15 protein-coding genes are annotated in these 18,420 nt (G+C 64.1%); 10 read left to right on the top strand and 5 right to left on the bottom strand.

Annotated features, from left to right (window positions below; translation table 11 throughout):
* Positions 1-104 precede the first annotated feature (104 nt).
* Entirely contained in the window at positions 105-518 is a 414-nt protein-coding gene (locus IE101_RS04120) for a c-type cytochrome (RefSeq protein WP_189632501.1), read from the top strand.
* A 236-nt stretch (positions 519-754) separates the two neighbouring features.
* Complete coding sequence (locus IE101_RS04125) at positions 755-2,425, top strand: cytochrome c oxidase subunit I (RefSeq protein ID WP_189632502.1); 1,671 nt, start codon at positions 755-757, stop codon at positions 2,423-2,425.
* Positions 2,426-2,544: 119 nt separating this feature from the next.
* Here the strand turns inward: IE101_RS04125 and IE101_RS04130 are convergent, their stop codons facing one another.
* The gene (locus IE101_RS04130) at positions 2,545-4,068 is read right to left on the bottom strand and encodes a calcium-binding protein (RefSeq protein ID WP_189632503.1); all 1,524 of its coding nucleotides are present in this window, start codon (positions 4,066-4,068) and stop codon (positions 2,545-2,547) included.
* A gap of 167 nt (positions 4,069-4,235) precedes the next feature.
* Between IE101_RS04130 and IE101_RS04135 the strand changes: the two genes are divergently transcribed.
* Entirely contained in the window at positions 4,236-4,736 is a 501-nt protein-coding gene (locus IE101_RS04135) for a DUF2244 domain-containing protein (RefSeq protein WP_189632504.1), read from the top strand.
* A gap of 40 nt (positions 4,737-4,776) precedes the next feature.
* Here the strand turns inward: IE101_RS04135 and IE101_RS04140 are convergent, their stop codons facing one another.
* Positions 4,777-5,235 (bottom strand): GatB/YqeY domain-containing protein, encoded by a 459-nt coding sequence (locus tag IE101_RS04140; protein ID WP_189632505.1) that lies wholly within the window; start codon positions 5,233-5,235, stop codon positions 4,777-4,779.
* A gap of 188 nt (positions 5,236-5,423) precedes the next feature.
* On the opposite strand from IE101_RS04140, the gene carA reads away from it, so the two are divergent.
* The gene (carA, locus tag IE101_RS04145) at positions 5,424-6,578 is read left to right on the top strand and encodes a glutamine-hydrolyzing carbamoyl-phosphate synthase small subunit (protein WP_189632506.1); all 1,155 of its coding nucleotides are present in this window, start codon (positions 5,424-5,426) and stop codon (positions 6,576-6,578) included.
* A gap of 94 nt (positions 6,579-6,672) precedes the next feature.
* Positions 6,673-8,583 carry a glycosyltransferase gene (locus tag IE101_RS04150; protein ID WP_189632507.1) on the top strand — a complete coding sequence of 637 codons (1,911 nt, stop codon included), beginning with the start codon at positions 6,673-6,675 and terminating at the stop codon, positions 8,581-8,583.
* 4 nt (positions 8,584-8,587) lie between these two features.
* Here IE101_RS04150 and IE101_RS04155 read toward each other — a convergent pair whose 3' ends face one another.
* The 3 genes from IE101_RS04155 to argE are packed head-to-tail and all read right to left on the bottom strand — an operon-like array spanning position 8,588 to position 12,339.
* On the bottom strand, positions 8,588-9,757 hold the full coding sequence (locus IE101_RS04155) for a M20 aminoacylase family protein (RefSeq protein WP_189632508.1): 1,170 nt from the start codon (positions 9,755-9,757) through the stop codon (positions 8,588-8,590).
* Between the two features lie 57 nt (positions 9,758-9,814).
* Positions 9,815-11,158, bottom strand: coding sequence for an NAD(P)/FAD-dependent oxidoreductase (locus IE101_RS04160; protein WP_189632736.1), 1,344 nt, complete (start codon positions 11,156-11,158; stop codon positions 9,815-9,817).
* A complete protein-coding gene (gene argE / locus IE101_RS04165; RefSeq protein ID WP_189632509.1) occupies positions 11,158-12,339 on the bottom strand; it encodes an acetylornithine deacetylase in 1,182 nt (393 codons plus the stop codon). The genes IE101_RS04160 and argE overlap by 1 nt, the downstream gene beginning before the upstream one ends.
* A 218-nt stretch (positions 12,340-12,557) precedes the next feature.
* Between argE and IE101_RS04170 the strand changes: the two genes are divergently transcribed.
* The 5 genes from IE101_RS04170 (at position 12,558) to IE101_RS04190 (ending at position 18,348) form a co-directional block, all read left to right on the top strand.
* The gene (locus IE101_RS04170) at positions 12,558-13,580 is read left to right on the top strand and encodes an ABC transporter ATP-binding protein (RefSeq protein ID WP_189632510.1); all 1,023 of its coding nucleotides are present in this window, start codon (positions 12,558-12,560) and stop codon (positions 13,578-13,580) included.
* The gene (locus tag IE101_RS04175) at positions 13,573-14,571 is read left to right on the top strand and encodes an ABC transporter ATP-binding protein (protein ID WP_189632511.1); all 999 of its coding nucleotides are present in this window, start codon (positions 13,573-13,575) and stop codon (positions 14,569-14,571) included. The genes IE101_RS04170 and IE101_RS04175 overlap by 8 nt, the downstream gene beginning before the upstream one ends.
* Before the next feature lie 65 nt (positions 14,572-14,636).
* Positions 14,637-16,340, top strand: a complete 1,704-nt coding sequence (locus IE101_RS04180; protein ID WP_189632512.1) for a peptide ABC transporter substrate-binding protein — start codon at positions 14,637-14,639, stop codon at positions 16,338-16,340.
* Positions 16,341-16,427: 87 nt separating this feature from the next.
* The gene (locus tag IE101_RS04185; protein WP_189632513.1) at positions 16,428-17,435 is read left to right on the top strand and encodes an ABC transporter permease; all 1,008 of its coding nucleotides are present in this window, start codon (positions 16,428-16,430) and stop codon (positions 17,433-17,435) included.
* Positions 17,428-18,348, top strand: a complete 921-nt coding sequence (locus tag IE101_RS04190) for an ABC transporter permease (RefSeq protein WP_189632514.1) — start codon at positions 17,428-17,430, stop codon at positions 18,346-18,348. The genes IE101_RS04185 and IE101_RS04190 overlap by 8 nt, the downstream gene beginning before the upstream one ends.
* The last annotated feature ends 72 nt before the right edge of the window (positions 18,349-18,420 follow it).

The raw sequence follows: 18,420 nt of genomic DNA on the forward strand, positions 1-18,420 counted from the left end.
GAGTCGCCCGTAGGCCGCTAAGTCAGAAGACGGGGCGGGGTGCAAACCCCGGCCAGCGCCCTCGGGCAGACCAACGCAGCCAGACGCCAACGAAGGACACGACCATGAAGCTTTCCCTGACCGCAACCGTCCTTGCCACGCTTGCCATCGCCGCCCCCGCGTTCGCCGGTGATGCCGCAAAGGGCGAGGCGGATTTCAAGAAGTGCAAAGCCTGCCATTCGATCATCGCCGATGACGGCACCGCCATCCAGAAGGGCGGCAAGACCGGCCCGAACCTTTATGGCGTGGTGGGCCGCGCTGTCGGCGGTGTCGCCGATTTCAAATACGGCGACGCGACGGTGGCCGTCGGCGCCAAGGGTGTGATCTGGGATGAGGCCTCGCTGGCCGCCTATCTCGCCGATCCGAGCAAATGGCTGCAAGAGCAGCTGGGCGATCCGGCCGCCAAATCGAAGATGACCTTCAAGCTCGCCAAGGGCGGCGAGGACATGGCCGCTTATCTCGCCTCGGTCAAACAGTGACATGACCCCGGCCGGGTCGGTCCGCCGACCCGGCGCAGCCTTTCGCGCAAATTGCTGCGCAGTCGGCCCCGCAAGCCGCGACAAACTGACGCAGATCCCTTGCGCACCCCCCCAGGTTTTTTGATCTGGATCAAAGTCTGCATTGCCGCCGAAGGCTCCCCGCTCTAGAACGGGGGCATCAGGCGGCGGGATTCCCTCCCGGCCGCCCTGTTCGAGCAACGCAACGGGAGGCGCCAATGGCCGACGCAGCCATTCATGGCCACGACCATGACACTCGCGGGTTCTTTACCCGCTGGTTCATGTCGACGAACCACAAGGACATCGGGATCCTTTACCTTTTCATCGCGGGCCTGACCGGTCTGCTCTCGGTGATGTTCACCGTCTTCATGCGCCTTGAGCTCATGGAGCCGGGTGTGCAGCACATGTGCCTGGAAGGCGCACGCCTGTTTGCCGATGCGGCACAGGCCTGCACGCCGAACGGCCACCTCTGGAACGTTTCGATCACCGCCCATGGCGTGCTGATGATGTTCTTCGTGGTCATCCCGGCGCTGTTCGGCGGTTTCGGCAACTACTTCATGCCGCTGCAGATCGGCGCGCCGGACATGGCCTTCCCGCGCCTGAATAACCTGTCGTTCTGGCTCTATGTCGCCGGCACCTCGCTGGCCGTGGCCTCGGTCTTCTCGCCGGGTGGCAATGACCAGCTCGGCGCGGGCGTGGGCTGGGTGCTGTACCCGCCGCTCTCGACCTCGGAAGGCGGATACGCGATGGACCTCGCGATCTTCGCGGTTCACCTGTCGGGTGCCTCGTCGATCCTGGGTGCGATCAACATCATCACCACCTTCCTGAACATGCGCGCGCCTGGCATGACCATGCACAAGGTTCCGCTGTTCGCCTGGTCGGTGTTCGTGACCGCATGGCTGATCCTGCTGTCGCTGCCGGTTCTGGCCGGCGCCATCACCATGCTGCTGACCGACCGCAACTTCGGCACCACCTTCTTCCAGCCCTCGGGCGGCGGTGACCCGATCCTCTATCAGCACATCCTGTGGTTCTTCGGCCACCCGGAAGTGTATATCGTGATCGTGCCGGGCTTCGGGATTGCCTCGCAGGTCATCGCGACCTTCTCGCGCAAGCCGATCTTCGGCTATCTGCCGATGGTCTATGCGATGGTCGGTATCGGTGTTCTGGGCTTCGTCGTCTGGGCGCACCACATGTACACCGTCGGCATGTCGCTGACCCAGCAGGCTTACTTCATGACCGCCACCATGGTCATCGCGGTGCCGACCGGGATCAAGATCTTCTCGTGGATCGCGACGATGTGGGGCGGTTCGATCGAGTTCAAGACCCCGATGCTCTTCTCGCTGGGCTTCCTGTTCCTCTTCACCATCGGTGGCGTGACCGGGATCGTCCTCAGCCAGGCTGGCATCGACCGCGCCTACCATGACACCTACTATGTCGTGGCGCACTTCCACTACACCATGTCGCTGGGCGCTGCCTTCTGCATCTTCTCCGGGGTCTATTTCTGGATCGGCAAGATGTCGGGCCGTCAATACCCGGAATTCCTGGGCAAGCTGCACTTCTGGATGATGTTCATCGGGGCCAACCTGACCTTCTTCCCGCAGCACTTCCTGGGCCGTCAGGGCATGCCGCGCCGGTACATCGACTATCCGGAAGCCTTTGCCTACTGGAACAAGATCTCGTCCTATGGCGCCTTCCTGGCCTTCGCCTCGTTCGTTCTGTTCATCTTCATCGTGTTCTACACCCTGTTCGCAGGCAAGCGCGTGACCGAGAAGAACTACTGGAACGAATATGCCGACACGCTGGAATGGACGCTGCCCTGCCCGCCGCCGGAGCATACTTTCGAGCAGCTGCCGAAGCGGGAAGACTGGGACAAGGGCCACGCCCACTGATCCTGTCGGATGAAGAAACTGCAAAGGCCCCGGGTGCAACCCGGGGCCTTTTGCTTTGGCCAGAGCCCAAGAAAAAAGGCCGGGTGGACTGCCCGGCCTTTCATGTCTGTCGTCTGGGGTCAGAGCATCAGATCATCTTCGCTGATGCGGCTTACGCTGTTTACCTCGAGCGCGAAATCGGCCACCCCATCCCCGTTCACATCACCGATCAGACGGATGCCGGTGTCGGTCCGGGTGAAGCGCAGCTCGGCCATGTCGTCGGCGCTGAAGCGATCCGAGCGGATGAAATCAAAATCGAAGGCGCTGAAGTCAAGGTGATCGACGCCGCGGGTGAAATCCATCACGATGTCATGCGCGGTCGAGCGGCCGATTTCGCCGGCCGTATTGAAATCGAACACATCCGCGCCACCGCCGCCGGTCAGGTCATCAGCCCCCGCACCGCCCGTGATCGTATCGCCCCCTGCCCCGCCGAACAGATCATCCGATCCGGCGCCGCCGCGCAGATCATCATTCCCCTGCCCGCCGTTCAGCGTGTCTGCGCCCTCATTGCCAAAAAGATCATCGGCCCCGTCACCGCCATTGCCCTGATCATTGCCGAGGCCACCAACAACGCTGTCATCGCCCACACCGCCTGCGATCTGGTCATTGCCCGCACCACCATTGACGGTATCGTCGCCACTGCCGCCACTGGCGCTGTCATCACCCGCCACGCAGTCAAAACGGTTGTCATCGGAATCGCCGACCAGACGGTCACGTCCATTGGCGGCACGGATTTCCTCGATATCGACGAAGCGGTCATAGCCGCGGCCCGAATTCTGGAACTGTGACAAACCCAGGTTGACCGTCACGGCCGCGGTGCCACTGAAAGTCACCTGATCGACACCGGCGCCGCCCATGTAGACATCATCGCCGTCATCATCGCTGCCGCCCAAGAAGTCGTCATCGTCTTCCGAGCCTTCAAAGCGGTCGTCGTCATCGTTTTCCGGGTCTTCGGCGATCCCATCTTCAGCGGCGACAAGACTTGCCAAAGCGGCTTCGGTCAGGGTGATCGTGCCACGACCGTCGGCAACCTCGACGAACAGACCGCTGGCGGCATCAAGCCGATAGATTTCCCATTCCTGGCCGCCGTCTTCGCGTTCGGTCTTCACCACGTAATCGCCAATATGGCTGTAGGTTTCGTCGGGCGAAATCCACTCACGCTCTTCGCGCCCGTTGTCCTTGATCTCCCACAGTTGCGATACGGCCCCGCTGTCGTCAAACACGATGCGATAGCGATCACCCCCGATGATGCCGCCATCATCGTCTTCGTCTTCGTCCTCCTCCTCATCGTCGTCATCATCTTCGCCGTCATCGACACCCAGACGCGACAGGATGCTGGGGATCAGGGTCGGGTCGAGGGTGCCATGGCCATCCACAGCCTCGATCCAGGTAGTGGCCCCCGGTTCCTGCACGTAGATGCCCCATTCCGCATCCGAACCGCTGCCTTCGACATGCAGGATCGCATTGCCATAAAGCGTATAGCTTTCGCCCGGATCAAGGTCGTCCCGGTCATAGGTGCCGTCGTCATCCTGTTCATAGGCGCGCAACACGGTCAGTCCATCGGCCGAGAAATCAAATCTGTAACGATCGCCTGAATCACTCATCTCTTGGATCCTTCTGTCATGGGCACCGCGCCCTCTCTGCGAAAGACATACCGGGCGTTGCGCCCCGCGGCTTCAGCCCAAGGTCTGATGAAGCGCACACGCAGACCGTGCAGAGGTCCGATGCCTGCCCCTTTTCTTCGGGGGCGGGCACGCTAGAATTGCCAATCATGCCCTATGAATGGCTTCCCCCCTCGTCCGGCGACGAAATCGCGCGGCTGCATCTCTGGCCCTATCGGTCGCTGCCGCGGCGGGGGTTTGTGTGGTTCATTGGCGGAACGGCCCTGCTGATCTGCCTGCCTTTGCTGGCGGTCCTGGGGTCCATGGTGATGTGGGCCTTGCTGCCGTTTCTGCTTGCCGCCGTCGGCGCGATCTGGTGGGCGCTCGAACGGTCTTACCGAGATGGCGAAATCCTTGAGGATATGGTCCTTGCGTCTGCCCGGGTCACGCTGGAACGTCACGGCCCGCGCGGCGCCCATCAGACATGGGAGGCCAACCCCCATTGGGTGCGGGTGATCCGGCACGAAACGGGGGGGCCGGTGCCGCATTACCTGACCCTGACCGGCGGCCCGCGCGAGGTCGAGATCGGCGCCTTCCTGACGGATGACGAGCGTAAGCAGCTGGAATGGGAATTGCGGCGCGCCCTGCGGGGCGAGGCCCGGGGCGCGTAAGGGAACAGGCGCGGGTGGTCACCCGCGCCCGCGCCGGGCTTCAGCCCAGCTGGTCTTTCACCTGCGGGCCAACGGCACCGAAATCCATCTGGCCGGTATATTTGGCCTTGAGGACGGCCATGACCTTGCCCATATCGCGGATGCTGGTCGCCCCCGCCTCGGCAATGGCGGCGGCAATGGCCGCGCGCACCTCATCAGCCGAAAGCTGGCGCGGCAGGAATTCGGAAATCACCCCGATTTCAGCCAGTTCTTTCTCCGCCAGCTCAAGCCGCCCGCCCTCTTCGTATGCGCGGGCGCTTTCCTGGCGCTGTTTCACCATGCGGCCGAGAATGGCCAGAATGGCCGCATCATCGACCACGCCGCCATCGCCTTCGCCACGCAGGGCAATCTCACGATCCTTGATTGCGGCGTTGATCAGGCGCAGAGTCGAGAGGCGGTCCACCTCTTTCGCCTTCATCGCTTCTTTCAGCGCCGTCTGAAGCTGGTCGCGCATCGTCATGGAACATCCGTCCTGCGGTTTCACCAGTTCGCGACCTTATCTGTTCACGGCCTGTAACACAACTGCTGCAATTTTCGATAACCCGTTGATTTTGTTACTGAACAGAATTCATTTTTCTGCACCCGCAAAGCCCTTGACCCCGCCCCCCCCTGCCCGTAGGTTCCAGCCCGTTTATCCGGAGAGTCGCCATGCCCAAGCTGAAAGCCCCAACCGCCTGCCTCGCCCTTGCAGACGGCTCGATTTTCTACGGTCAAGGCTTTGGTGCGATTGGGGAAACCGTCGCAGAGCTGGTGTTCAACACCGCGATGACCGGCTATCAGGAAATCATGACCGATCCGTCCTATGCAGGCCAGATCGTCACCTTCACCTTCCCCCATATCGGCAATACCGGCGTGAACGTCGAAGATGACGAAACGGGCGAACCCGTGGCCGCCGGGATGGTGGTGAAATGGGACCCGACCGAACCGTCGAACTGGCGCTCGACCGCGGATCTGCAGGATTGGATGCTGTCCAAAGGCCGCATCGGCATCGGCGGCATCGACACCCGCCGCCTGACCCGCGCGATCCGCCAGCAGGGCGCCCCGCATGTTGCCCTTGCCCATGATCCGAACGGAAATTTCGACATTGCCGCGCTGGTCGCCAAGGCTCGTGCCTGGAAGGGTCTGGTGGGGCTTGATCTCGCCAAGGACGTGACCTGCGCGCAAAGCTATCGCTGGAACGAACAACGGTGGGCCTGGCCCGAGGGCTATTCCGCCCGCGAAGGCGACGGGCTGCGCGTCGTGGCCATCGACTATGGTGCCAAGCGCAATATCCTGCGCTGCCTTGCCTCGGCGGGCTGCGATGTGATCGTGCTGCCTGCGACCGCCACCGCCGAAGAGGTGCTGGCCCATAACCCCGAGGGCGTTTTCCTGTCGAACGGCCCGGGGGACCCGGCGGCAACCGGCGCCTATGCCGTGCCGATGATCCAGGATGTGCTGAAGAAAGACCTGCCGGTTTTCGGTATCTGCCTTGGGCACCAGATGCTTGCCCTCGCGCTCGGCGCCAAAACGGTGAAGATGGGCCACGGCCACCACGGCGCCAACCACCCGGTCAAGGAAGTGGGCACCGGCAAGGTCGAAATCACCTCGATGAACCACGGCTTTACCGTCGATACCCAGACCCTGCCCGCCGGCGTGATCGAGACGCATGTCTCGCTCTTTGACGGGACCAACTGCGGCATCGCGGTGGAAGGCAAGCCCGTATTCTCGGTCCAGCACCACCCCGAAGCCTCGCCCGGCCCGCAGGACAGCTTCTATCTGTTCGAACGCTTTGCCGAGGCGATGCGCGCCCGCCGCAGCGCGTGATCCCCAGATCAGACCCCTGTTTCAAGGCCCGGTTGGATTAACCGGGCCTTAACTATTTTCGGGCGAGGGTTGGGCCAAGCAACCCGAGATCGCCATGGCCGCGCGCCCCCGCCTTGTCCCCCTGCCCGAACCCGCAGCCCGCGCGCCGCGGTTGGCGCTGGTGGCTCCGGTTGCCGAAACGGCGGCCCCGGCCGAGACGCTCGCCCTCGGGCTGCTGCGCGACGGGGTCGTCCAGCCCGACGACCTGCTCCAGGCACTGGCGCTGCGGGCGGAACAGGGCGGCTCGCTGACCGAAATCCTGCTACGGCGCGGGCTGATCGCGGAACCTGTGCTGCGCCGCGCCCTCGCCCGCCATTGGGATCTGGAGGAGGCCGACCTTGCCGCGCGCGCGCCCGACCCGCGTCTGCTCGACCAGCTCGGGGCCGAGAGCTGCCTGCGGGACGGGCTGGTCCCTTGGCAGGCGATCGGGGATCTGGTGCTGGTCGCCACCACCCGGCCCGAGGATTTTCTTCGCCAGCGTCCTGCACTTGAGGCGCTCTTTGGCCGCGTGTCCCCGGTACTGACCACGCCCACCGCGCTGGAGACGGCAGTTCTCGCCGCCCGTGGCCCGGCGCTGGATCGGGCAGCGCTTCTCCGCGTGCCCGAAGGCGAAAGTTGTCGCAACTGGGGGCAGCCCCATCATCAGTTCTGGGTGCGCGCGGCGCTGGCCTTGACGCTGGCCCTGACGCTCGCTGCGCCGATGCTGATGCTATGGGCGGTGACGCTCTGGTGTCTCATCACCCTCGCGCTTGCCACCGCGATGAAGGGGGCCGCGATCTTTGCCGCCCTGCGCCGCCCCGCGCCTGAAGGACCGGAGGTTTTGGCCCATAGCCTGCCCAGCGTCTCGGTCATGGTCGCGCTTTATAAAGAGGGGAATATCGCGACGCGGCTGGTGAAGCGGCTTTCCAGGCTCGATTATCCGCGCGAACTGCTCGAAATCCTGCTGGTGGTCGAAGAAAAGGACCAGATCACCCGCCGCGCACTGGCCCGCGCGGCGCTGCCCGTCTGGATGCGGGTGGTCGTGGTGCCGGACGGGCCGCTCAAGACCAAGCCGCGCGCGCTGAACCATGCGCTGACGCAATGCCGGGGCAGCATCATCGGCGTCTATGATGCCGAAGATGCCCCCGAGCCCGATCAGATCCGCAAGGTGGCGCAGCGTTTTCTCAATCGTGGTCCCGAGGTCGCCTGCCTTCAGGGGGTGCTGGATTTCTACAACCCGCGCACCAATTGGCTCAGCCGTTGCTTCACGATGGAATATGCCAGCTGGTTCCGCATCATCCTGCCGGGACTGGCGCGGATGGGGCTGCCCATCCCGCTGGGCGGGACCACGCTTTTCTTCCGAAAGGCTGCGCTGGAACGCCTTGGCGCATGGGATGCCTTCAACGTGACCGAAGATGCCGACCTGGGCATGCGACTGGCCCGGCACGGCTATCGGACAGAGCTGATCGCCACCACCACGTTCGAGGAAGCCAATTGCCGCGCCCTGCCCTGGGTGAAACAGCGGTCCCGCTGGCTGAAAGGCTATTTCATGACCTATGCGGTGCATATGCGCGCCCCGCGCGCGTTGCTGCGGCAATTGGGATGGTGGAAGTTCCTGGGCTTTCAGGTGTTTTTCCTGACCACCCTGTCGCAATATGTGCTGGCCCCGGTGATGTGGAGCTTCTGGATCGTCCCGCTGGGCCTGCCCCATCCGGTGCTGACGGCCCTGCCCGATCTGTGGCATGGCGCGCTGGTGGGGCTATTTCTGGCGACCGAGGTTCTGCTTCTTAGCCTGACGGTGGTGGCGCTGCGGCTGACGCCCAACCGGATCTCTCCGCTTTGGGCGCCAGTACTGCATCTTTACTTCCCGCTGGGGGCGCTGGCCTCTTACAAGGCGCTGTGGGAGCTGACCTGCAAACCCTTTTACTGGGACAAGACCAGCCATGGCCATTTCGACAGCCCCGCCGATGCGGGGCCATCGGAATGAGGGGTCAGGCGGTTGCGGGCATCCGCGTCTCGACCATCCCGGCATACCAGCTGGCGCCGAAGGGAATGGCATTGTCATCAAAGTTGTAGGCCGGATGATGGACCATCGCGGTATCGCCATTCCCCAGGAAGATATAGGCACCCGGTCGGGCATTCAGCATATAGCTGAAATCCTCGGCCCCCATCAGCGGTGGGGTCGCCGCATCGACCTGACCCGAAACCGCCTCGGCCACGGCGACGGCATGGCGCGTTTCATCCTCGGCGTTGATGGTGACAGGATAGCCGCGCTGATAGGCAAGCTCGGCCCGCGCACCAAGCGCGAGCGCCGTGCCTTCGACCACCTCTTTCAGGCGCTGTTCGACCTGATCCTGCACCGCCGGGTCCATGGTGCGGACGGTCCCCTTCATCTTCACCACCTGAGGGATCACATTATGCGCGGTGGAATCGGTCTGCACGGTGCAGATCGACACCACAACCTGCTTCAGCGGATCAACGGTGCGGCTGGCAATGGTCTGCGCCGCCACGATGATATGGGCGGCCACCACGGTCGAATCGACGCATTCATGGGGCTTCGCGGCATGGCCCCCCTTGCCGGTCACGGTGATTTCGAACTGATCAGCGGCGGCCATGATCGCGCCGGGGCGGATGGCGAAATGGCCGACGGGGATGCCGGGCATATTGTGCATCCCGTAGACCTCCTGAATGTTCCAGCGGTCCATCATGCCATCATTCACCATCTCGCGCCCGCCGCCGCCGCCCTCTTCGGCGGGCTGGAAGATCACCACGGCGGTGCCGTCGAAATTGCGCGTCTCGGCCAGATATTTCGCCGCCCCCAGCAGCATGGCGGTATGGCCGTCATGACCGCAGGCATGCATCTTGCCGGGGGTCTTGCTTGCGTATTCCAGCCCGGTCTGTTCGATGATCGGCAGGGCATCCATATCGGCGCGCAGGCCGACCACGCGGCCCGAAGCATCGGTGCGCCCCTTGATCACCCCCACCACGCCCGTGCGGCCGATGCCTTCCACCACCTCATCGCAGCCAAAGCTGCGGAGAAGCTCGGCCACTTTGGCGGCGGTGCGATGCACCTCGAACAGAAGTTCGGGGTTTTCGTGGAAATCGCGGCGCCAGGCGGTGATTTCAGGCAAAAGCTCTGCAAATCGGTTCTTCGGGGGCATGGAAGGCTCCTTCATTGATGCGCCAAGGCTGATCCATCCGCGCGACGGCCACAACCGTCAGAGCGAGGGCCCAAGCGTGATTTTTGATCCATCGGTAAAACGCGACACTCGGAAGCGGGACAGATCGTGGCCCGTGTGGCGGCCCAGCACCAGATCGGCGATCACGCGCCCCATGCCGGGGCCGATGCCAAAGCCGTGACCGCTGAGGCCGGTGGCGATGGTGAAGCCGGGGATGCTGGCAACGCGGTCGATCACCGGCACGACATCCGGCATGGTGTCGATCATCCCGGCCCAGGCCGCGCGCAGCGGTGGCGTGCCGATCGCGGGGAAGGCTGAGGCGAAGGCCGCGCAGACCTCGGACATGATCCGGGCCGAGGGGGCCGGGTTCAGCACGCGCTGGCGTTCAAACGGGCTGATCGCGTCGGGCGACCAATGGCGCGGCGTGCCCCAGCCATCGGGGTAATCCGCCGGGGCCTTGGGGTGAAAGCGCGTGGCACGGAAATCCTTGCGTAACACGGGCAGGTAGGCGCCAAAGTGGCGGAAGGCATCGGGGCCCAGATAGAAATCATGTGCCGCGCCGGGCGCCAGCGAATAGCCGCCATCCTGCCGGCGGCGAAAGGCAAAGCGGTCATCCGCGGCATTGCCGGCAAAGACCTCGGGCAAGGGCATCGTCGCCATCACGGTGGCCTTGACCGACAGTTGCGGCAGGTTCACCTCCGCGGCCCGCGCGAAAAGCGCAGACCAGGCCCCGCCCGCCAGCACCACCTGATCACAGGCGATGCGGCCCTGTTCGGTAATCACCCCCGAGACACGCCCGCCCGCCAGATCGAGCGCGCGCACGGCACAGTTTTCGACCAGCACCGCCCCCCGCGCCACCGCCCCCTGGGCCAGAATCGGGACCGCAACCCAAGGCTCGGCCCGCGCATCCGACGGCGTGAAAAGCGCCCCGGTCCAGGGCGCCGCCGCGCCAGATACCTGCTGCGCGACCTCGGCCCGGTCCAGCATCCGGGTATCGACGCCAAAACCCCGCGCACCATCGAGCCAGTCCTGAAAGCCCGCCATTTCGGCCTCGGTGCGCGCGAGGTAAAGCACCCCACCCTGACGGAAGCCCAGATCGGGGCCGAATTCCTGTGACAGGCCCTGCCAGATCCGCAGGCTTTCCATCATGATCGGCAGCTCGGCATAGTCGCGGCCCTGCTGGCGAATCCAGCCCCAGTTCCGGCTGCTCTGTTCGCCCGCGATCCGGCCCTTTTCACACAGCACCACCCGCTGCCCCGCCTCGGCCAGAAACCAGGCGGTCATCACCCCGATCACGCCACCGCCGATCACCACAACATCGCAAGCCTTGGGCGCAGGGTCGGCATGGCGCAGGGCCGTAGCCTCCGAGATCGGGAAAGGCATCATCGGCACAGATCCTCGACCAGATCCTGCATGAAGCGCCAGCCCGCCTCGAACTGCGCGACCGAGAGCCATTCGTCGGGCTGATGCGCCTGCGCGATATCGCCGGGGCCGCAGACCACGGCGGAATAGCCCTCGGCCTGGAACTGCCCGGCCTCGGTCCCATAGCTGACAACCATGGTGCCGTTGTCGCCGGTCAGGCGGCGGACCAGCGCCTCGGCCGCGCCTGCGGTTTCGGGAACCAGCGGCGGGACATAGAATTTCTCGTGCAGGGTGATGCGCGCCTCGGGGCGGATGACTTGCATGGCGGCCTCGATCCGCGCCGCCTCGGCCCGCAGGCGGGCGACCCAGTCGAGCGGATCTTCCCCCGGCACACAGCGGAACCCGAGACCGAAGGTGCAGGATTTCGCGGTGATGTTTTCCGCCGTACCACCCTGAATCGTGCCGACATGCGCCGTCGTCCAAGGCGGATCAAACAGCGCGGCAAGATGCGTCACGGGCTTGGCGCGGTTTTCGGCGTTGATCTGGTTCACCCAGGAAATCAGCCGCGCGCCTTCCATGATCGCGTTGACCCCGGTGTGAAGGATCGAGCTATGCACCTCGAACCCGTCGATCTGCACCTGAAAGCCGTGGCCGCCCTTGTGGCCGTTCACCATCTTCATCATGGACGGCTCACCCACCACCACAGCGCTGGCCCGCGGCAGACCGGCGGCCATCGCGGCGATCATCGGCGGGGCGCCGACGCAGCCAAGTTCCTCATCATAGGACAGGGCAATCTGGAGCGGGCGCTTCACGCCCCGTTCCAACGCCAGCGGCACGGCAGCCAGCGCCAGCGCGTCAAACCCCTTCATGTCGCAGACCCCACGGCCGAAAAGCCGCCCGTCCCGTTCAACCACGGTCCAGGGGTCAGAGGTCCAAGCTTGCCCATCGACCGGGACGACATCGGTATGCCCCGACAGGATCACGCCGCCCGCCACTTCCGGGCCGACGCTGGCATAAAGCGCGGCTTTCGTGCGCTCGGCGTTGTAGACCCGGTGCGACCGGACGCCCCATCCCGCCAGATAGCCCTCGACCCAGTCCACCAGCGGCAGGTTGCTGTCGCGGCTGACGCTGGGAAAGGCAACCAGCCGGTCAAGAATTTGCCGCGGGCTCAGGCGTTCGGGGGTGGGGGTGGGGGTGGACATTGGCATCTCCGGTTTGCGGCAAGCCTGACCGCGCCCGAGGCGAAACGCAAGTCCGGCGCCGTGACGCCAAGTCAACCTGCCATTGCGATACGTCACTTTGCCAAAGCCGCTTGCTCGGTGCGGAAAAATGGCTAACACTTGACCAGTCGGTCAACGACCGCAGCCCAAAGAAGCCCGAAAAAGGGCCAATAAAAACAATGCACTTGGGGGTAATGCCTATGCCCGATGGGGCTAAGCCCGTTCTTGAGGTCCGTGGCCTGAAGACCGTTTTCCGCACCCGCAGCGGAGAGGTTCATGCCGTCAATGATGTGAGTTTCAGTCTCCGCCCGGGCGAGTTGCTGGGCGTAGTCGGCGAAAGCGGATCTGGGAAATCGGTGACCATGATGTCACTGATCGGGCTCTTGCCCTCGCCCCCGGCCGATGTCTGCGGGGGGCAGGTTCTGCTGGGCGGAACCGACCTACTGAAAGCCCGCCCCGAAGAGCTTCGCAAGGTGCGCGGCGCCCGGATCGGGTTCGTCTTCCAGGACCCGATGACCTCGCTCAACCCCGTGTTCACGGTGGGCAGCCAGATCATGGAGCCGCTGCGCGTCCACAAGGGCATGTCCAAGCCCGAGGCCGAGGCCCGCGCGGTGGAGCTGCTGGAGCTGGTGGGCATCCCCGATGCGCGCAAGCGGTTGAAAAGCTATCCGCACCAGTTTTCGGGGGGGATGCGGCAGCGCGTGATGATCGCCATTGCGCTGGCCTGTGACCCCGAAGTGCTGATCGCCGATGAACCCACGACCGCACTGGATGTGACCATTCAGGCCCAGATTCTCGAACTGGTGAAAGAGCTGCGGCAGAAGCTGGGCATGGCGATCATCTGGATCACCCATGACCTTGGCGTCATCGCGGGCATCGCTGATCGGGTGATGGTGATGTATGGCGGACAGGTCGCCGAACAGGGCCCCGTGCGCGAGGTATTCGGCCAACCCCAGCACCCCTATACCCGCGCCCTGCTGCGCACGATCCCGAAACTGTCCGGCGCGCGCGAAGGCCGCCTTGCCGCGATTGAGGGGCAGCCCCCGATCCTCAGCGCCGCGCCGACGGCCTGTCCCTTTGCCGCGCGCTGCGCCCATGCCTTTGACCGCTGCCGCACCGAAAACCCCGCCCGTCGTGGAGTGGACGGACTGCCGGTGGGCGCAGGCCATGACGTGGCCTGCCACTGGACCGCCCCTGCCCCAAGTGAGGCCGCCCATGCTTGACGCCGAGCCGAAACCGCTGGTTCAGGTGCGGAACCTGAAGATGTATTTCCCGATCCATTCCGGCCTGATGCGCCGCCACAGCGGCGACGTGAAGGCGGTGGATGACGTGAGTTTTGAGATCCGGCAGGGCGAAACGCTGGGCCTTGTGGGCGAATCCGGCTGCGGCAAATCCACCGTCGGCCGGGCGATCCTGCGGCTTTACGAACCCACGGCCGGGTCGGTCGTGATCGACGGCGATGAGGTTCCCGCCCTCTCGGCCGAGGCCCTGCGGAAAAAGCGCCCGGTCATGCAGATGGTCTTTCAGGACCCGCAGGCCAGCCTCAATCCGCGCATGACCGTGGCCGACATCATCCGCGAACCGCTGGACGAACACACCACGCTTTCGCGCGATGAAAAGTTGGCGCGGGTCTATGAGCTGATGGATCAGGTCGGGCTGAACCGTGCCTTTGCCAACCGCTATCCCTATGCGTTTTCGGGCGGGCAGCGACAACGCATCGGGATTGCGCGGGCCCTGGCGCTGAACCCCAAGTTCATTGTCTGCGACGAACCGATCGCCGCGCTGGATGTCTCGATCCAGGCGCAGGTGGTGAACCTGCTGGAAGATCTGCAGGAGCGGCTGGGGCTGACCTATCTTTTCATCAGCCATGACCTGTCGATGGTGCGCCATATCGCCGACCGCGTGGCGGTGATGTATCTGGGCCAGATCGCGGAAATCAGCCCGCGTGATGCGCTTTATGCCCGCCCCCTGCACCCCTATGCCGAGGCGCTGCTGTCGGCCGTGCCGGAACCCGATCCCAGCCGCGAAGGGGCGCGTCAGCGCATCATCCTGCGGGGGGATGTGCCCTCGCCCGCCAATCCGCCGCGCGGCTGCAATTTCTGCACCCGCTGCCCCAAGGTGATGCCGATCTGCCGCGAGGTCGAACCCCGGCTGATCGAGGCCGAACCCGGCCGGCAGGTGGCCTGCCATCTTGTGAACCCGAGCCCCGGCTGAACCGGGGCCAGCGCCGGCAAGACCGGCAGTCTTCGACGCCTGACCAACATGGAGAAACCCAAAACATGAAGTTGAAAACGATCCTGATGGGCGCGGCCGCAGCCTTTGCGCTGGCCCCCGCGGCCCATGCCGAACGTGGCAGCGATGGCGAATTGAAAATCCTGTATTATCAGGCGGTTTCGACGCTCAACGCCTATCTGTCCTCGGGCACCAAGGATGTCGAGGTCGGCTCGCTCGTGCTGGAACCGCTGGCGGGCTTTGACCAGAACGGCCAGCTTTTCCCGCGTCTCGCGGCAGAAATCCCGACGCTGGAAAATGGCGGCGTGGCGGCGGATCTGACCTCGATCACGTGGAAGCTGAAAGATGGCCTGCTGTGGTCGGACGGCACGCCCGTCACCTCGGCCGACGTGAAATTCACCTGGGAATATTGCACCCACCCGGAAGGCGGCTGCGCCCAGAGCGCGAAATATGAAGGCATCAAGTCGATCGACACCCCCGATGATCAGACCGTGGTGGTGAATTTCGAAGGGCCGAAGCCTTACCCCTATCAGCCCTTCACCGGCGGCACCGCGCCGATCCTGCAAAAGGCGCAATTCGAAGCCTGCCTTGGCGCTGCGGCCGCAAGCTGCACCGAGCCGAATTCGAAACCGATCGGCACCGGCCCCTTCATGGTAACCGATTTCAAGGTGAACGATGTGGTGACGCTGGCCGCGAACCCCAATTATCGTGATCCCGAAAAACCCGCCTTCGCGACCGTGACCGTCAAGGGCGGCGGCGACGCGCTGGCCGCAGCATCGGCCGTGATGGAAACCGGCGAATTCGATTACGCCTGGAACACCCAGATCAACCCTGAACAGCAGGCCCAGATGGCGGCGGGTGGCAAGGGCCAGTTCGTCAATGCCTTCGGCACGCTGGTCGAGCGGATCGAGATCAACATGACCGACCCGTCGGCGGACCTGCCCGAGGGCGAGCGTTCGACCGTCAAGCACCCCCACCCGATCTTCTCGGATGCGCGCGTGCGTCAGGCACTGTCGATGGCGATTGACCGCAACGTTCTGGTGGAAGTGGGCTATGGCGGCGCGGGCCGTCCGACCTGCAACCTGGTCCCCGCCCCGGCCGAATATGCCAGCGACAACACCGGCTGCCTGACGCAGGACATCGAAGGTGCGAAGAAGCTGCTGGCCGATGCCGGCTGGACCGATACCGATGGCGACGGCATTGTCGACAAGGACGGCAAGAAGCTGTCCATCGTCTATCAGACCACGGTCAACCCGGTTCGTCAGGACTTCCAGGCCCTGGTCAAGGGCTGGTGGAACGAGATCGGCATCGAGGTCGAGCTGAAGTCGATCGATCCGGGCGTGTTCTTCGGCGGGGATGCGGGTTCGCCCGACACCTTCCAGAAGTTCTATGCCGACGTCGAGATGTATGCCAACAACTTCGACGGCACCGACCCCGAGCCTTACATGTCGCAGTATCTCTGCAACAAGATCCCCGGCCCCGACAACCAGTGGCAAGGCGAGAACGTGAACCGCTTCTGCGACCCGGCCTATGACGCCATGGTCAAGGAACTGTCGGGCACCGCCGAACCGGCCAAGCGCGCCGAGCTGGTGAAGAAGCTGAACGACATGCTGACCAAGGACAGCAACGTCGTCATCCCGCTGGTGGACCGCGGCCGTTTCTCGGCGCAGTCGAACACCATCGACCGCTTTATCATGAACTCGTGGGATACCGAGCTCTGGAATGCCCAGGACTGGGTCCGCGTGAAGTGATCTGACCGCGACATGCACGGGCGCGGCGATTCTGTCGCCGTGCCCCCCTGTCAATGACGGCAACAAGAACAAGAACCGCGGGGCCCCATGCTGACCTTTACCCTCCGGCGATTGCTGACCGCGATCCCGACGCTGTTGCTTATTTCACTGGTCATCTTTCTGCTGGTCGATTTTGCCCCCGGCAGCCCGATGTCGGATATTCCGCTGACCGTGCCGCCGGAAGTGCGCCAGAAGATGATGGCCGCATTGGGTGCAGATCAGCCGGTGATGGTGCGCTATCTTCTTTGGTTGAAACAGTTTTTCATCGTCGAGCCGCAGTATGCGCTGGACGCGGCCTTCGGCACCAATTTCGCCGATGGCGCGCAGCGGATCATTTCCTGGCAGTCGAAAGTGCCTGTGTTCCAGCTGATCGGGGAACGTCTGCCCCAGACGCTGACCGTGGTGGGCACCGCCTATCTGATCGGGATTCTGGTGGCCCTGCCCATCGGGATCTATTCGGCCTACCGCCAGTACAGCTGGTTCGATCAGGCCGGAACCTTCTTTGCCATGGCCGGGTTTTCGGTGCCGACCTTCTTCACCGGCAATGTGCTGATCCTGATCTTCGCCATCAAGCTGGGCTGGTTCCCCACGATCTATGACACCAACCTGTCGGTGATGGACTGGGACAGCTTCGTGAAGATGATCAAGCAGATGGCCCTGCCCGTCACGGTGCTGGCCCTGTTCAATGCGGCCGAGATCAGCCGCTATACCCGCTCCTCGGTGCTGGAGAACCTGAACCAGGATTATGTCCGCACCGCCCGCGCGAAGGGCATGACGGAACGGACGGTGCTGCTGAAACATGTGATGCGCAACTCGCTCATCCCCGTGGTGACGGTGATTGCGTTGGGGATGCCCACGGTCTTTGGCGGCGCCATCGTGACCGAGCAGATCTTCAAGATCAATGGCATCGGTGCGGCGCTGATCGGCGCCATCCATGTCAGCGACCTGCCCACGGTGCAGACCATCACCTTTATCTTTGCCGTGCTGATCGTCGTCTTCAACCTGATTGCCGATATCCTCTACGGCATCCTTGATCCGCGGATCCGCTATGACTGATGCCCCCCGCCTTGAAAAACCCCGCAGCCAATGGCGTGATGTCTGGGTGCAGTTCCGGCAGCACCGCGGCGCGATGGCTGCGCTGTTCCTGTTCCTGTTGCTGGCTGCCTTTGTGGTGGTCGGCCCGATGATCTGGCGGATTGATCCGAATTTCATCGATCCGGACCCGGTGAAGATGATCCGGCTGCGGAACCGCCCGCCAAGCTGGGACCACCCGCTGGGCACCGATCAACTGGGGCGCGATATCCTGGCGCGGATGATGTTCGGGGGGCGGATTTCGCTCGCCGTAGGCACGGTAGCCATGCTGGTCGCCATCTTCATCGGCACCACCATCGGGGTGCTGGCGGGTTATTTCCGCCGGGCCGACGGGCTGTTGATGCGGCTGACGGACATGTTCCTTGCGCTGCCGCTGCTGCCGCTGCTGTTGGTGATGATGATGCTTTTTGCCGAGGCGACGGCCGCGGTGGTCGGCCCGCGTCTGGGCACTTTCCTGCTGATCGTGCTGGCGATCGGGGTGACAAGCTGGATGCATGCGGCCCGGATCGTGCGGGGCGAGGTGCTGGCGTTGAAAGAGCGGGAATTCGTTCTGGCGGCCCGGTCCATCGGCACCCCCGCGCGGCGGATCATCCTGCGCCACATCCTGCCCAATGTGCTGTCGCCGGTGCTGGTGGCGGCGACGCTGGGGATTGCCGCGGCGATCATTACCGAAAGCGTGCTGAGCTTCCTCGGCCTTGGTTTCCCGCCGGATTTCCCGACTTGGGGGCGGCTTCTCTATGACGGGATCGACGTGATCCGTACCTACCCCGAGCGGGTGATCTGGCCGGGTCTGGCGATCTCGCTCACGGTGCTGTCGGTCAATTATATCGGCGACGGGTTGCGCGATGCGCTGGACCCGCGCATCCGCGGACGCTGAACGCGGATGGTGGCCTTGGGCCGGGGGTTTCACACCCCCGGACCCCCGTGGGATATTTCCACAACGGGAAGC

The sequence above is a fragment of the Gemmobacter lanyuensis genome (genome assembly GCF_014652355.1).
Classification (GTDB): domain Bacteria; phylum Pseudomonadota; class Alphaproteobacteria; order Rhodobacterales; family Rhodobacteraceae; genus Gemmobacter; species Gemmobacter lanyuensis.

Bases quoted from the DNA above. Each gene is read 5' to 3' on its own strand.
- IE101_RS04120 (WP_189632501.1), top strand. From the start codon at position 105: ATGAAGCTTTCCCTGACCGCAACCGTCCTTGCCACGCTTGCCATCGCC.
- IE101_RS04125 (WP_189632502.1), top strand. From the start codon at position 755: ATGGCCGACGCAGCCATTCATGGCCACGACCATGACACTCGCGGGTTC.
- IE101_RS04130 (WP_189632503.1), bottom strand. From the start codon at position 4,068: ATGAGTGATTCAGGCGATCGTTACAGATTTGATTTCTCGGCCGATGGA.
- IE101_RS04135 (WP_189632504.1), top strand. From the start codon at position 4,236: ATGCCCTATGAATGGCTTCCCCCCTCGTCCGGCGACGAAATCGCGCGG.
- IE101_RS04140 (WP_189632505.1), bottom strand. From the start codon at position 5,235: ATGACGATGCGCGACCAGCTTCAGACGGCGCTGAAAGAAGCGATGAAG.
- carA (WP_189632506.1), top strand. From the start codon at position 5,424: ATGCCCAAGCTGAAAGCCCCAACCGCCTGCCTCGCCCTTGCAGACGGC.
- IE101_RS04150 (WP_189632507.1), top strand. From the start codon at position 6,673: ATGGCCGCGCGCCCCCGCCTTGTCCCCCTGCCCGAACCCGCAGCCCGC.
- IE101_RS04155 (WP_189632508.1), bottom strand. From the start codon at position 9,757: ATGCCCCCGAAGAACCGATTTGCAGAGCTTTTGCCTGAAATCACCGCC.
- IE101_RS04160 (WP_189632736.1), bottom strand. From the start codon at position 11,158: ATGCCTTTCCCGATCTCGGAGGCTACGGCCCTGCGCCATGCCGACCCT.
- argE (WP_189632509.1), bottom strand. From the start codon at position 12,339: ATGTCCACCCCCACCCCCACCCCCGAACGCCTGAGCCCGCGGCAAATT.
- IE101_RS04170 (WP_189632510.1), top strand. From the start codon at position 12,558: ATGCCCGATGGGGCTAAGCCCGTTCTTGAGGTCCGTGGCCTGAAGACC.
- IE101_RS04175 (WP_189632511.1), top strand. From the start codon at position 13,573: ATGCTTGACGCCGAGCCGAAACCGCTGGTTCAGGTGCGGAACCTGAAG.
- IE101_RS04180 (WP_189632512.1), top strand. From the start codon at position 14,637: ATGAAGTTGAAAACGATCCTGATGGGCGCGGCCGCAGCCTTTGCGCTG.
- IE101_RS04185 (WP_189632513.1), top strand. From the start codon at position 16,428: ATGCTGACCTTTACCCTCCGGCGATTGCTGACCGCGATCCCGACGCTG.
- IE101_RS04190 (WP_189632514.1), top strand. From the start codon at position 17,428: ATGACTGATGCCCCCCGCCTTGAAAAACCCCGCAGCCAATGGCGTGAT.